This is a genomic window from Curtobacterium sp. MCBA15_008, from assembly GCF_001865065.1.
Classification (GTDB): Bacteria; Actinomycetota; Actinomycetes; order Actinomycetales; family Microbacteriaceae; genus Curtobacterium.
In genome coordinates, this window is the sequence record NZ_MJGN01000067.1 from 41,883 (window position 1) to 54,476 (window position 12,594).

The window sequence follows — 12,594 nt, forward strand, 5'->3', positions numbered from 1 at the left end:
TCGGGCGCCGCCGGCGCCCAGGGCGCCCGCCGCGCGTCAGCGCGCCGCGCGCGCCGCGCGCTCCGCGACCGCCCGCTCGACCGCGCGCACGACCTGCTCCGCCGAGTCGTCCCACCGGAACCGGGCCGCCTGCACGACCGACGCCTCCGAGGCGGCGTCCCACCGCGCCTCCAGTCGGCGCACCGCAGCCGCGACGGCGGACGGCGACGACGGGTCGAAGTACTCGGCGGCCACGCCCCCGATCTCGCGGAAGATCGGCACGTCGCTGACGACCACCGGCGTCCCGATGCCCATCGCCTCGACCAGGGGGATGCCGAAGCCCTCGTCGTATGACGCCGTGGCCAGCGCCGTCGCCGACCGCAGCACCCTCAGGTACTCGTCGTCGGTCGCGCCGTCGTGGAACACGATCGAGCCGGACGGCGCGAGGCCGCTCAGCCGTGCACGGTCGGCGTCGGACACGCGCGACATGCAGTGCAGCACCCAGTCGGCACCGAGGAGCGGCAGCGCTGCAGCCAGGGTCTCGACGTTCTTGTACGGCATGAACGACCCCATGTAGACGAGGGTCTTCGTCCGGTCGCCGTCCGACGGCCGACGCGCAGCCGGGTCGGCGGCGTTGTAGGCCACCGTCACCGGGCGCTTCGTCAGCCGGTGCTCCGCGATGAGGCCCGCGGTGGTCTCGGACACCGTCACGACACCGTCGGCACCGTTCAGCAGCACCCGCTGCGGCACCCAGCTGAGGTGGAACGCCCGCCAGCCGAGCCGGAGCGGCCACGAGAACTCCCGCGGGGGCGTTCGGTTGCGGTAGTAGATGAGGTCGTGCAGGGTCAGCACGAGCGCGTAGTCACGACCACGGGAGCCCATGGTCTGCATCGGCGAGAACACCGCGTCGAGGCCGAGCCGGTTCACCTTCCGGGCGACGAACGGCTCCCCCGGTTCGGTCGGTGCGGGCAGGAGCGCCCAGGGCATGCCCTCCGGCAGGGACTCGAGCTGGCGCTCGTCGTGCACGAGCAGCGTGTAGTCGTGCCGGTCCGGCAGGTGCGCGACGACGCCGGCGGTGAACCGGCTGATGCCGTCGTGCCGCCCGATGCGGACGTACCGGCAGTCGATGCCGACCCGGAGGCGCGTCACGCGGCACCCCCGTCGGTCGCGTCACCGGTGGCCACGTCGCGCGCGTCGGTGCTCGTTCCGCCGGTCGTCGCCCGCCTGGAGGCACGGCTCGCCTTGGTCCGACCGTCCCGCTTCGCGCGCACGGGTGCGTCCGCCATCCGCCGCAACACCGCCTCGGCCGCCACGTCCGGCGTCTCGTAGTGCACCAGGTGCCCGACCTCGGGGATCACGACGAGCTCGGCGTCCGACAGCCGCGCAGCCAACGCCCGCTGCTCCGGGACGGCGGTGATGTCGTCGTGCTCGGCCGCGATCATGAGCACCGGCACCGTGATGCGGTCCGCGTACTCGCAGACGTCGTGCGTGACCGAGGTGCGGAACGCCTCGAGCACGCTCGTGCGGTTCGCGAACGCCGAGAAGTACCGGTCGTGCTGGTCGTGCACCCAGCGGCGGAGGTCGCGATCGTGCGACTTCAGCATCGCGACGCTCATCACGCGGACGATCGCCGGGTTCCGGAGCAGCCCGAGCCCGAGCGGCTTCGGCAGCACGGCGCCGGCGCGGTAGTAGCCGATCGCGATGCCGGTGCCGACCGCCCGTGGTCCCTGCAGGGCGGGGGCCGCGATCGGGTTCACCAGGACGAGCAGCCGCGTGTCGAGGCCGGCGGCCACCGTCGCGGCGACGACGATCGAGCCGAACGAGTGCCCGAGGACGACGGTGTCGCGTCCGAGCCCGAGCGCGGCGTGGAATCCGGTGAGCCACCCGACGTACGAGTCGATGTCCGAAACCGGCAGCGGGTCCGACACGCCGAACCCGGGCAGGTCGGGCACGATCACCCGGACGCCCTGCAGGTGGGCCGCGATCGTCTCGAGGCCGTGGTGGTCCCCGCGGAACCCGTGCACGGCGAGCACGGTGCGGGCGGCGTCCTCCGGGCCGTAGACCCAGTAGTGCGTGGTGCGGCCGTCGACCGGCACGGAACGGTGCACGACCGGGGTGGCGGCCATCAGCGACTGGTACGGGGAGAGGACGGGCGGTTGCATCCCCGTCAGTCTACGAACGCGCACCCGCGCGAGCCCCGCACCCCGCGGGAGAACGTGGACGACCCGTCGACGTGAGCCGCCTGTGGAGGACGAGCCGCGCCTCCCGTCCGTCCGCCCTGCACTCCGGCCTTTCTGCGGACAACCGGACCCGTGGCGGCCTAGCGTGTCCAGGGTGACGTTCACCGCCCCGATCCAGCTCCCCGGCCTGACACTGGACCCGCAGTGGTACAAGCGCTCGGTCTTCTACGAGTGCATGATCCGCTCCTTCGTCGACTCCAACGGCGACGGGATCGGTGATCTCCAGGGCGTCATCGGCAAGCTCGACTACCTGCAGTGGCTCGGCGTCGACGCCCTGTGGCTGCCGCCGTTCTTCAAGTCGCCGATGCGTGACGGCGGGTACGACATCGCCGACTACAAGTCGATCCTCCCCGAGTTCGGCACCCTCGACGACTTCCGTGAGCTCGTCACGAAGTCGCACGAGCGCAACATGCGCATCGTCATCGACATGGTGATCAACCACACCAGCGACCAGCACGAGTGGTTCCAGCAGTCCCGCGAGGACCCGGACGGCCCCTACGGCGACTTCTACGTCTGGCGCGACACGGACACCGAGTACGAGAACATCCGCATCATCTTCGTCGACACCGAGGAGTCGAACTGGACGTTCGACCCGGTCCGTCGGCAGTTCTTCTTCCACCGCTTCTTCTCGCACCAGCCCGACCTCAACTTCGAGAACCCGGCGGTCGTCGAGGCGGTCTACGACGTCGTCCGGCACTGGCTCGACCTCGGTGTCGACGGGCTGCGGCTCGACGCCATCCCGTACCTCTTCGAGTCGGAGGAGGGCAACGGCGAGGGCGAACCGGAGACCCACGAGTTCATCAAGAAGCTCCGCGCGATGGTCGACGACGAGTACCCCGGGCGGGTCCTCCTCGCGGAGGCGAACCAGTGGCCGCGTGAGACCGCCGCGTTCTTCGGCACCGACGAGGAGCCCGAGTGCCACATGGCGTTCGACTTCCCGGTGATGCCCCGGATCTTCTACTCGCTCCGCGCGCAGCACGCCGCCGAGCTGAAGGCGATCCTCTCGGAGACCCTCGACGTGCCGGCCAGTGCCGCGTGGGGTGTCTTCCTCCGGAACCACGACGAGCTCACCCTCGAGATGGTCAGCGAGGAGTACCGGCAGGCGATGTACGGCTGGTACGGCTACGACCCGCGGATGCGCTCGAACATCGGCATCCGCCGACGCCTCGCTCCCCTGCTCGACAACTCGCGCGCCGAGCTCGAGCTCATCCACGCGCTGCTCTTCTCGCTGCCCGGGTCCCCGTTCCTGTACTACGGCGACGAGATCGGGATGGGCGACAACATCTGGCTGCCGGACCGCGACTCCTCGCGCACGCCGATGCAGTGGACGCCGGACCGCAACGCGGGCTTCTCCACCGCCGACCCGGGCAAGCTGTACCTGCCCGTCGTGCAGTCCCTCGTGTACAACTACGCGCAGGTGAACGTCGAGGCGCAGCTCGCGCAGTCGCGGTCGCTGTTGCACTGGGTCCGGAACGTGATCCACGTGCGCAAGGCGCACCCGGTGTTCGGCCTCGGGACCCTGCAGGTGCAGGAGACCACGAACGACTCGGTGCTCGCCTTCGTCCGCTCGTGGGAGGGGTCCGGGCAGCAGTTCGGCCCCTCCGCTGAGGACGTCCTCTGCGTCTTCTCGTTCGCCACGAACCCGACGTCGGTGACGATCTCGGCCCCCGAGTACGCCGGTCGCCCGCTCTACGACCTGTTCGGCGGCGGGTCCTTCCCGTCGTTCGACGCCTCGGGCGAGGTCACCCTCACCATGGGCACGCAGTCGTTCTACTGGCTGCACGTCGGCGCGCCGGTCCAGTAGTCGGCGGGCGCGGCCTGGCGGGGCGCTGCGCGACGCGCCCCGGTCGAGGGAGCAGAAATCGTCGGGTGGCGACGCCCGGCCCGACGATTCCTGCCCCCTCGACTGCGTCCCACCCCGCACGGGACCGTCCCGGCCTGGAGGCGCGGCTCGCCCCCGTCGGGCGGGTCGCGGCGGTCGTGTCGGTGCGCGCCGTTAGCCTCGTGACGTGACGTACTCCGCAACCGCGCTCGACACGCCCGCCGCCGAACCCGGCGCGCCGCAGGACCTCGCCGGGCGCCCCTGGTGGCACGCGCTCGGGGTGTTCGACCTCGAGACCACCGGGGTCGACGTCGAGACCGCCCGGATCGTCACCGCGCACGTCGGCCTGATCGACATGACCGGGCGCTCCATCGTCGAAGGGGCCTGGCTCGCCGACCCCGGCGTCGAGATCCCCGAGGGCGCCGCCGCGGTCCACGGCATCACCACCGAACGCGCTCGCGCCGACGGTCGTCCCGCGGGCGAGGTCGTGGCCGAGATCATCGCCGCCGTCGAGGCCGTGTTCGCGCGCGGTATCCCGCTCGTGATCTACAACGCCCCGTACGACCTGACCGTCCTCGACCGCGAGGCAAAGCGCCACGGCATCGCCTCCCCGGTCATCGGCAACGTCGTCGACCCGCTCGTGATCGACAAGGCGCTCGACACCTTCCGGAAGGGCAAGCGCACGCTCGAGGCCGCGTCGGAGCTCTACGGCGTCACCCTCGACGACGCCCACGACGCCGGTGCGGACGCCATCGCTGCCGGGCGTGTCGCGCAGGCCATCGCGGCGAAGTACCCGCAGGAGCTCGGCGTCTCCGCCGAGGAGCTCCACCGCAAGCAGGTCGGCTGGTGCGCCGAGCAGGCCACCTCGTTCCAGGACTACATGCGCAAGAAGCGCGACCCGTCCTTCACCGCAGACGGTCGCTGGCCGCACCGCAACGCCGGCTGACGCGCGGGCGCTGCCGTGGCGCTGCGTCGGCCGCGCGTGCCCGGCCGCGCCGAACCACGGAAACGACATCGAACCGGGTCACGCACCCGGTTCGATGTCGTTTGCGTGGTTCAACCTGGGCCGTCGCCGTCGCGCGGGGCCGCCGCGCGCGCCAGCCCCGCACGAGTCGCACCACCGCACGCACGTCGCACCCGCACACACCGGGGCGCAACGTCCACATGCGGGTGCAGCCGCTGACGCACCGCGTCAGCCGCGCCCCGCAGCGTGCAGCACCCCGCAACGCCCGCAACGCCCCGGGGCGCGCGGTGCGTGCCCCACATGCCGTGATCCGGTCCTGCGACGCCAACCCCGCACGAGTCGCACCCCCGCACGCACGTCGCACCCGCACACACCGGGGCGCGACCTCCGCACGGGGGTGCAAACGCCGACGCGTACCGCCGCCGACGCGTACCGCCACCGCCGCCGCCGCCACCGCCACCGCCGCCGACATCGCCGTACCGCCACCGAACGCCCCACACGACGCAACGGGCGGCCCTCCCGAAGGAGGACCGCCCGTTGCGGAGAGAACGGCTGCTTACTTGCCGAAGCCCTTGAAGCGCTGGTTGAACTTCTCGACGCGACCGGCCGAGTCGAGGATGCGCTGCTTGCCCGTGTAGAACGGGTGCGACGCGGACGAGATCTCGACGTCGATGACCGGGTAGGTGGCACCGTCGAGCTCGATGGTCTTGTCGCTGTTCGCGGTCGAACGCGTCAGGAACGTCTCACCGGAAGCCAGGTCGCGGAAGACGATGGCGCGGTACTCGGGGTGGGTGTCGGTCTTCATGGAGATTCCTCGGATAGCGGTGATGGAAGTGCGCGAAGAGCGCCGGAAGTCTGCGGCTTGCGCCAGCCGTCTACGTTACCAGACAGCGAGCCGCAACGGGAGCAGGAGTCAGGCCGCGCGTGCCGTGTACCGGCCGGCGTCCTTCGAGACGGTCAGCTCGATGCCGAACGCCTCGGTCAGGGTCTCGGCGGTCAGGACCTCGTCGATCGGGCCCGCTGCCTGCACGTGGCCGTCGGCGAGCACCAGCGCGTGGGTGAACCCGGCCGGGATCTCCTCGACGTGGTGGGTGACGATGACGATCGCGGGCGAGTCGTCGCTCTGGGCGTAGCCGCCGAGGGTGCGCACGAGGCTCTCGCGCGCGCCGAGGTCGAGCGACGCCGCCGGCTCGTCGAGGAACAGGATCTCGGGGTCCGTCATCACGGCGCGGGCGATCTGGACGCGCTTCTGCTCGCCGTCGCTCAGCTCGCCGAACGTCCGGTCCGTGAAGGCACCGAGGCCCCACTCGTCGAGCACGCGCTGCGCACGGCGGACGTCGAGCTCCTCGTACTCCTCGTTCCAGCGACCCGTGACCGAGTACGCGGCGGTGAGGACGACGTCGATGACCTTCTCGGTCACCGGGATCCGGCGCGCCAGGGCGGTCGACGCGAAGCCGATGCGGGGGCGGAGCTCGAACAGGTCGGCCCCGCCGAGCTCCGTGCCGAGCACCTCGACCTCACCCGAGGTGGGGAAGCTCTGCGCGCCCGCGACCTGCAGCAGCGTGGTCTTGCCGGCACCGTTGGCACCGAGCACGACCCAGCGTTCGTCGTCCTGCACCTCCCACGAGATCTCGTCGAGGATGGTGGCCCCGTTGCGGACCACGGAGACGTCTGACAAGCGCACGACCGAGGGCATGCGACAAGCCTACGGGTTCTGGCCGAGCACCTCGTCGTAGACCTGCCGTGTCCGCTGGGCGATCGCGTCCCAGGTAAACTCGGTCTCGACGCGGAGGCGTCCGGCGCGGCCCATGAGCTTCGCCAGCCCCTCGTCGGCGAGGACCTCTTCGAGGGTCGCCGCCAGGTCCGCCACGAAGCGGTCCGGGTCGGTCGGCGTGCCGGTGCCGTCCTGCACCTGATCGATCGGCACGATGCGCCCGGTGAGGCCGTCGGCGACGACCTCGGGGATGCCGCCGGTGCCGGTGCCGACGACGGGGATGCCGCACGCCATCGCCTCGAGGTTGACGATCCCGAGCGGCTCGTAGACCGACGGGCAGACGAACACCGTGCCGGACGACAGCACGTTCACGATCTCCTGGTGGGAGAGCATCCGGTCGATCCAGACCACGCCGTCACGCTGTTCGCGCAGTGACTCGACCAGCCCGGTGACCTCGGCCATGATCTCGGGTGTGTCCGGCGCACCCGCGCAGAGGACGATCTGGACGTCCGACGGCAGCGACGCGACGGCGCGCAGCAGGTAGGGCAGGCCCTTCTGCCGGGTGATGCGACCGACGAACACGACGGAGCGGCGCGACGGGTCGATCCCGAGGCCGCGCACGGCGTCCTCGTCGACGGTCGGCTTCCACTCCTCGATGTCGATGCCGTTGTAGACGACGTGCACCTTCGCCGGGTCGATCGACGGGTACGAGCGGAGGATGTCGGCGCGCATGGCCTTCGACACCGCGATGACGCCGTCGGCCTGCTCGAACGCCTCGCGCTCCATCCAGCTCGACAGGCGGTAGCCGCCGCCGAGCTGCTCGGCCTTCCACGGACGGAGCGGCTCGAGGCTGTGCGCCGTGACGACGTGCGGGATGCCGTAGGTCAGCTGCGCGATCCGGCCCGCCGAGTTCGCGTACCAGGTGTGCGAGTGCACGACGTCGGCGCCCTCGACGTCCGCCGCGATGGCGACGTCGGTGGCGAGCGCCTGCAGCGCCCCGTTGGCCTGCTCGAGGCCGTCGGGGGTCCGGTAGGCCCACACGTCGGCCTCGTCGCGGAACGCCCCGAAGGCGCGGACGCGCACCTCGGTGTCCGTTCCGGACCGCAGCGCCGCGGTCAGTTCGGCCACGTGGACACCCGCTCCGCCGTAGACCTCCGGCGGATACTCCCTGGTCAGCAGATCGACTCGCACGCGTTCAACGTAACGGGTTCCCAGTGCTGACGCCTACTGTGAGCGGCATGGCACCAAAGAAGGTATTCGGCATCGTGCTCGCCGGAGGCGAGGGAAAGCGGCTCATGCCGCTCACGGCCGACCGCGCGAAACCCGCTGTCCCGTTCGGCGGGAACTTCCGTCTCATCGACTTCGCGCTCTCGAACCTGGTGAACTCCGGGCTGCAGAAGATCGTCGTCCTGACGCAGTACAAGTCCCACAGCCTGGACCGCCACGTCGCCGAGACCTGGCGCATGGAGGGCATCCTCGGCTCGTACGTCGCCTCGGTGCCGGCGCAGCAGCGGCTCGGCAAGCGCTGGTTCGCCGGCTCGGCGGACGCGATCCTGCAGTCGCTCAACCTGCTCCGTGACGAACGACCCGACATCGTCGTCGTGGTCGGCGCGGACCACGTGTACCGGATGGACTTCCACCAGATGGTCGAGGCGCACATCGCCTCCGGGCGCAGCGCGACCGTCGCCGCGATCCGGCAGCCGATCGGTCTCGCCGACCAGTTCGGCGTGATCCAGGTCGCCGCCGACGACCCGACGAAGATCGACGCCTTCCTCGAGAAGCCGAAGGACGCCGTCGGGCTCGCCGACTCCCCCGGCGAGATCCTCGCGTCGATGGGCAACTACGTCTTCAACGCCGACGCCCTGGTCGACGCGGTCCTCCGCGACGGACAGATCGAGACCTCGGACCACGACATGGGCGGCGACATCGTCCCGGACTTCGTGAACCGCGGCGACGCCGGCGTGTACGACCTCAAGCGCAACGACGTGCCCGGGTCGAACGAGCGCGACCGGTACTACTGGCGCGACGTGGGGACGATCGACTCGTTCTACGACGCCCACATGGACCTGATCGCCCCGGTGCCGGTGTTCAACCTCTACAACCAGGACTGGCCGATCTTCAACCAGCAGACGAACCTGCCCCCGGCGAAGTTCGTCCGCGACGCGAACGGCAACACCGGCTCGACCGTGGACTCGCTCGTGTCGCTCGGCTGCCTCGTCTCCGGAGCGCAGGTCGAACGCAGCATGATCGGCCCGTGGTGCGGGATCGACTCCGGTGCGAAGGTGCTCGACTCGATCGTCTTCGAGCGCGCGTCGATCGGCGCCGGTTCCGTCGTGAACCGCGCGATCCTCGACAAGGACGTCGTCATCGCACCGGGAGCGAAGGTCGGCGTCGACCGCGAGGCGGACGAAGCCCGCGGCTTCACCGTCACCGAATCCGGCATCACCGTGGTCGGCAAGGGCGTCCGCGTCGACGCGTAGACACGCACCAGCACACTGCCTGGAGGCGCGGCGCACGTCACACGGACGGGCCGCCCTCCGGCAGTCGGTACCGTTGGTGCGTGCCCCGCTTCCTCGTCGTCCTCGATGCCGATTCCACGCTCCTCGAGGACGAGGTCATCGAACTGCTGGCCGACAGCGCCGGGACCCGGCCACAGGTGGAGGCGATCACGGAGCGCGCCATGCGCGGCGAGATCGACTTCGCCGAGAGCCTCCGGGAGCGTGTCGCGACCCTGGCGGGCCTCCAGGTCGACGTATTCCGTCGTGCACAGGACGCGGTCCGTGTGACGCGCGGAGCCGACGAACTCGTCCGCGGGGTGCACGCCGCCGGCGGCACCGTGGGGGTGGTGTCCGGCGGGTTCCACGAGGTCCTCGACCCGTTCGCCGAACGACTCGGGCTCGACCACTGCCGGGCGAACCGGCTCGAGGTGACCGACGGCGTCCTCACCGGGCGCGTGCTCGGCGACGTCGTCGACGCGCACGCCAAGGCCGTGGCGCTGCGGGAGTGGGCCGCGGCCGACGGCGTGGACGCGGCGCGGACCGTGGCGGTCGGCGACGGCGCGAACGACCTCGGGATGATGCGCATCGCCGCCCTGTCGGTCGCGTTCGACGCGAAGCCGCGTGTGCGCGAGCAAGCGGACGTGGCGGTCGTCGACCGCGACCTGTCCGCGGTGCTCTCGACGCTCGGCCTGCGCGGCTGAGCGGACCGTGCGGTTCTTCGCGCTCAGCGACACGTCACGCGCGCGAGCTCCCGTGAACTGTCGCTGGGCACGAAACGACGCGCAGGCGCTGGCTAGTGCCCCATGCCGAGGCCGCCGTCGACCGGGATGACCGCGCCGGAGATGTACCCGGCACCGTCGCCGGCGAGGAACAGCGTGGCGTCCGCGACGTCGTCGACCGTGCCGTAGCGCGCGGCCGGGATCTGCTTCTTGAACTCGGCCTGCAGTTCCTCCGGCAGCGCCGCCGTCATGTCGGTCTGGATGAAGCCGGGGGCGACGACGTTGGCGGTGATGCCGCGCGATCCGAGCTCACGGGTGATCGAGCGGGCCATGCCGACGAGGGCGGCCTTCGACGACGCGTAGTTGACCTGCCCGACCTGGCCGTAGGCGCCGACGACGCTCGACATCAGGACGATGCGGCCGAACTTCGCCTTCATCATTCCCTTGGTGGCGCGCTTGACGACCCGGAAGGTGCCGGTCAGGTTGGTGTCGATGACGCTCGTGAAGTCCTCTTCGGACATCCGGAGCAGGAGCTGGTCGTTCGTGATGCCGGCGTTCGCCACCAGGACCTCGATCGGCCCGAGCTCGGCCTCGACCTGCGTGAAGGCGGCGTCCACCGAGGCGGTGTCGGTGATGTCGGCCTGCACCGTGAGCGCACCCTCGGGGCCGCCCTGCCCGCTGCGGGAGGTCACGGCGACGCGGTGTCCGGCGGCGACGAACCGTTCGGCGAGGGCGTGGCCGATGCCGCGGTTGCCGCCGGTGACGAGGACGGTACGGGGGGTGCTCATGGTCGCTCCGTTCGGGGTGGGGTGCTCGGCGCGCCGGGACCGGACCGGTCGGACACGCCCGGACGAGCGTACCGGAGCCGATACCCGCACCTGTCCCCCGCGAGCTGCCCACATCTGTCAGCGGTCGGGCTTAGGCTGGAGCAGGGCAGAGGAAAGAACATCGGATGAAGCAGACCAACAGCATCACGTCCCTCCCGGACTCACCGGAGCAGGACCGCGCACACCGGCTGTCCCGTTACGTCTGGCAGATGGCGGTCCGCGTGGTCTTCTTCGTCGGCGCGGTGCTGGTGTGGTCGGTGTGGCACACCTGGCTCGCCGTCATCCCGATCGTCCTCGCCGGTGTCATCCCCTGGGTCGCCGTGGTCATCGCGAACGCCGGCAACCACACCGAGAGCGACATGGTCTCCCCCGCCGGGTCGATCGAGCTGTACGACGCCGTCGACCCGCGCCTCCGCGAACAACAGGAGGACGCCCGCGCCGAGGCCTACCGCGCCGAACAGGACCGTCTGCGCGAACAGGCCCAGCACGCGCAGGAAGAGTGGCAGCGCAACGGCGACCGCTCCCGTGTCTGGGGTCGTCGCTGATGGGCGCGACCTTCGACCTGTTCACCGAACCCGGCTCGACCCCGGTGTGCTCGCGCGCGGGCTGCGTGTCGACCGCTGCCTGGCGCGTCAACTGGCGCAACCCCCGGATTCACGCGACCGACCGCGTCAAGATCTGGGCGGCGTGCGACGAGCACCGTGACTTCCTCGCGGACTACCTGCGTTCCCGGTCCTTCCCCGTCCGGGTGACCGGCATGCACGAGGACGTGGACCGTCTCGACGACGAGCGCGACCCGGCCGACGCCCCGAAGAACGACGTCGGTGCGCGTGCGGCCGGTGAGCGTCGGTGACGGACCGGTTCGACCCGGGCTCCCGGTACGGCCGTCGGCACGCCCAGAAGATCGAGCGGGCCGCGGCAGCTGACCGCGACCGAACGGCGCGTGACCCGGACGAGCCCTTCGTCGGCTGGCGCTTCGTGCAGAGCCGCCGGTGGCTCGGCTACTTCGCCATCGCCGTGGCGTTCGCGATCGTCTGCACCCTGTTCGGCATGTGGCAGTGGGACCGCCGCAACGAGGCCGTCCGCCAGAACGAGCAGGTCGCGCAGAACTACGAGCACACGCCGGTGCCGCTCGACCAGGCGCTCCCCCGGGCCGGCAGTTGGGACGACTCGCAGACCTGGCTCCGCGTCACCGCCACCGGGCGCTACGACGTCGACGACCAACTGCTCGTCCGCAACCGCGTGCACAACGGGCAACCCGGCTTCGAGGTCCTGACGCCCCTCGTCACCGACGACGGCCGCGCGTTCATCGTCGACCGCGGCTGGGTGCCGACCGGCAACGCGCAGGACGCCCCGGACCACGTGCCGGCTCCCCCCACCGGCGAGGTCACGGCGATCGTCCGACTCCAGCAGAGCGAGCCTCGCATCCCGGGCCGTACGGATCCCGCCCACACCGACCAGGTGCAGTCGGTGACGCTGTCCGACGTCGCGAAGAAGGTCGACAGGCCGCTCTGGACGGGTGCGTACGGGCAACTCGCGTCCGAGTCACCGGCTCCGTCCGAGGCGCGTCCGCTCGGCTGGGACCGGCCGACCGCCGACACCGGGCTGCACCTCAGCTACTTCATCCAGTGGTTCATGTTCGCGGCCGGCGGCTTCGGGTTCCTCGCATACCTGATGGTGCAGGAGTACCGGAACCTCAACCAGGACGACCCGGAAGAGCGCGAGCGCGCCCTCGAGCGCCAGCGCCGCAAGGACGCCAAGCCCAAGACCGACGCCGAGATCGAGGACGAGCTGCTGCGGTCCGGCCGCTGACGGACTGGAGGCACGTGGC

General features: G+C 70.9%; 12 protein-coding genes and 1 pseudogene. 7 read left to right on the top strand and 6 right to left on the bottom strand.

Annotated features, from left to right (window positions below; all coding sequences use genetic code 11):
* Nucleotides 1-36 precede the first annotated feature (36 nt).
* Together BIU96_RS17885 and BIU96_RS17890 are read right to left on the bottom strand one after the other, a co-directional pair.
* Nucleotides 37-1,128 carry a glycosyltransferase family 1 protein gene (locus tag BIU96_RS17885; protein WP_071293965.1) on the bottom strand — a complete coding sequence of 364 codons (1,092 nt, stop codon included), beginning with the start codon at nt 1,126-1,128 and terminating at the stop codon, nt 37-39.
* Nucleotides 1,125-2,141: an alpha/beta fold hydrolase gene (locus BIU96_RS17890; protein ID WP_071293966.1), complete on the bottom strand. Its 1,017-nt coding sequence runs from the start codon at nt 2,139-2,141 to the stop codon at nt 1,125-1,127. The genes BIU96_RS17885 and BIU96_RS17890 overlap by 4 nt, the downstream gene beginning before the upstream one ends.
* A 172-nt stretch (nt 2,142-2,313) precedes the next feature.
* On the opposite strand from BIU96_RS17890, the gene treS reads away from it, so the two are divergent.
* Together treS and BIU96_RS17900 are read left to right on the top strand one after the other, a co-directional pair.
* On the top strand, nt 2,314-4,023 hold the full coding sequence (gene treS, locus BIU96_RS17895) for a maltose alpha-D-glucosyltransferase (protein WP_071293967.1): 1,710 nt from the start codon (nt 2,314-2,316) through the stop codon (nt 4,021-4,023).
* A gap of 298 nt (nt 4,024-4,321) precedes the next feature.
* On the top strand, nt 4,322-4,987 hold the full coding sequence (locus BIU96_RS17900) for a 3'-5' exonuclease (RefSeq protein WP_071294002.1): 666 nt from the start codon (nt 4,322-4,324) through the stop codon (nt 4,985-4,987).
* Nucleotides 4,988-5,561: 574 nt separating this feature from the next.
* Here BIU96_RS17900 and BIU96_RS17905 read toward each other — a convergent pair.
* From BIU96_RS17905 to glgA, 3 genes are all read right to left on the bottom strand, one after another.
* Nucleotides 5,562-5,810 (bottom strand): type B 50S ribosomal protein L31, encoded by a 249-nt coding sequence (locus tag BIU96_RS17905; protein WP_071293968.1) that lies wholly within the window; start codon nt 5,808-5,810, stop codon nt 5,562-5,564.
* Nucleotides 5,811-5,918: 108 nt separating this feature from the next.
* Nucleotides 5,919-6,701 (bottom strand): ABC transporter ATP-binding protein, encoded by a 783-nt coding sequence (locus BIU96_RS17910; RefSeq protein ID WP_071293969.1) that lies wholly within the window; start codon nt 6,699-6,701, stop codon nt 5,919-5,921.
* A gap of 9 nt (nt 6,702-6,710) precedes the next feature.
* Nucleotides 6,711-7,910: a glycogen synthase gene (gene glgA / locus BIU96_RS17915; protein ID WP_071293970.1), complete on the bottom strand. Its 1,200-nt coding sequence runs from the start codon at nt 7,908-7,910 to the stop codon at nt 6,711-6,713.
* Between the two features lie 47 nt (nt 7,911-7,957).
* Between glgA and BIU96_RS17920 the strand changes: the two genes are divergently transcribed.
* A complete protein-coding gene (locus BIU96_RS17920; protein ID WP_071294003.1) occupies nt 7,958-9,199 on the top strand; it encodes a glucose-1-phosphate adenylyltransferase in 1,242 nt (413 codons plus the stop codon).
* A gap of 80 nt (nt 9,200-9,279) precedes the next feature.
* Complete coding sequence (gene serB / locus BIU96_RS17925) at nt 9,280-9,918, top strand: phosphoserine phosphatase SerB (RefSeq protein WP_071293971.1); 639 nt, start codon at nt 9,280-9,282, stop codon at nt 9,916-9,918.
* Between the two features lie 92 nt (nt 9,919-10,010).
* On the opposite strand, the gene fabG is transcribed toward serB, so the two are convergent.
* Nucleotides 10,011-10,724 (bottom strand): 3-oxoacyl-ACP reductase FabG, encoded by a 714-nt coding sequence (fabG, locus tag BIU96_RS17930; RefSeq protein ID WP_071293972.1) that lies wholly within the window; start codon nt 10,722-10,724, stop codon nt 10,011-10,013.
* Nucleotides 10,725-10,888: 164 nt separating this feature from the next.
* Between fabG and BIU96_RS17935 the strand changes: the two genes are divergently transcribed.
* The 3 genes and pseudogenes from BIU96_RS17935 to BIU96_RS17945 all read left to right on the top strand — a co-directional run bounded on the left by BIU96_RS17935 (nt 10,889) and on the right by BIU96_RS17945 (nt 12,575).
* Entirely contained in the window at nt 10,889-11,308 is a 420-nt protein-coding gene (locus BIU96_RS17935; protein WP_071293973.1) for a DUF3099 domain-containing protein, read from the top strand.
* A pseudogene (locus BIU96_RS17940) lies at nt 11,308-11,514 on the top strand (hypothetical protein); the annotation flags it as partial. The gene BIU96_RS17935 and the pseudogene BIU96_RS17940, both read left to right, overlap by 1 nt.
* Before the next feature lie 98 nt (nt 11,515-11,612).
* Nucleotides 11,613-12,575 carry an SURF1 family protein gene (locus BIU96_RS17945; RefSeq protein ID WP_083403064.1) on the top strand — a complete coding sequence of 321 codons (963 nt, stop codon included), beginning with the start codon at nt 11,613-11,615 and terminating at the stop codon, nt 12,573-12,575.
* Nucleotides 12,576-12,594: the final 19 nt, after the last annotated feature.

Bases quoted from the DNA above. Each gene is read 5' to 3' on its own strand.
- BIU96_RS17935 (WP_071293973.1), top strand. From the start codon at position 10,889: ATGAAGCAGACCAACAGCATCACGTCCCTCCCGGACTCACCGGAGCAG.
- BIU96_RS17920 (WP_071294003.1), top strand. From the start codon at position 7,958: ATGGCACCAAAGAAGGTATTCGGCATCGTGCTCGCCGGAGGCGAGGGA.
- BIU96_RS17910 (WP_071293969.1), bottom strand. From the start codon at position 6,701: ATGCCCTCGGTCGTGCGCTTGTCAGACGTCTCCGTGGTCCGCAACGGG.
- fabG (WP_071293972.1), bottom strand. From the start codon at position 10,724: ATGAGCACCCCCCGTACCGTCCTCGTCACCGGCGGCAACCGCGGCATC.
- BIU96_RS17890 (WP_071293966.1), bottom strand. From the start codon at position 2,141: ATGCAACCGCCCGTCCTCTCCCCGTACCAGTCGCTGATGGCCGCCACC.
- BIU96_RS17905 (WP_071293968.1), bottom strand. From the start codon at position 5,810: ATGAAGACCGACACCCACCCCGAGTACCGCGCCATCGTCTTCCGCGAC.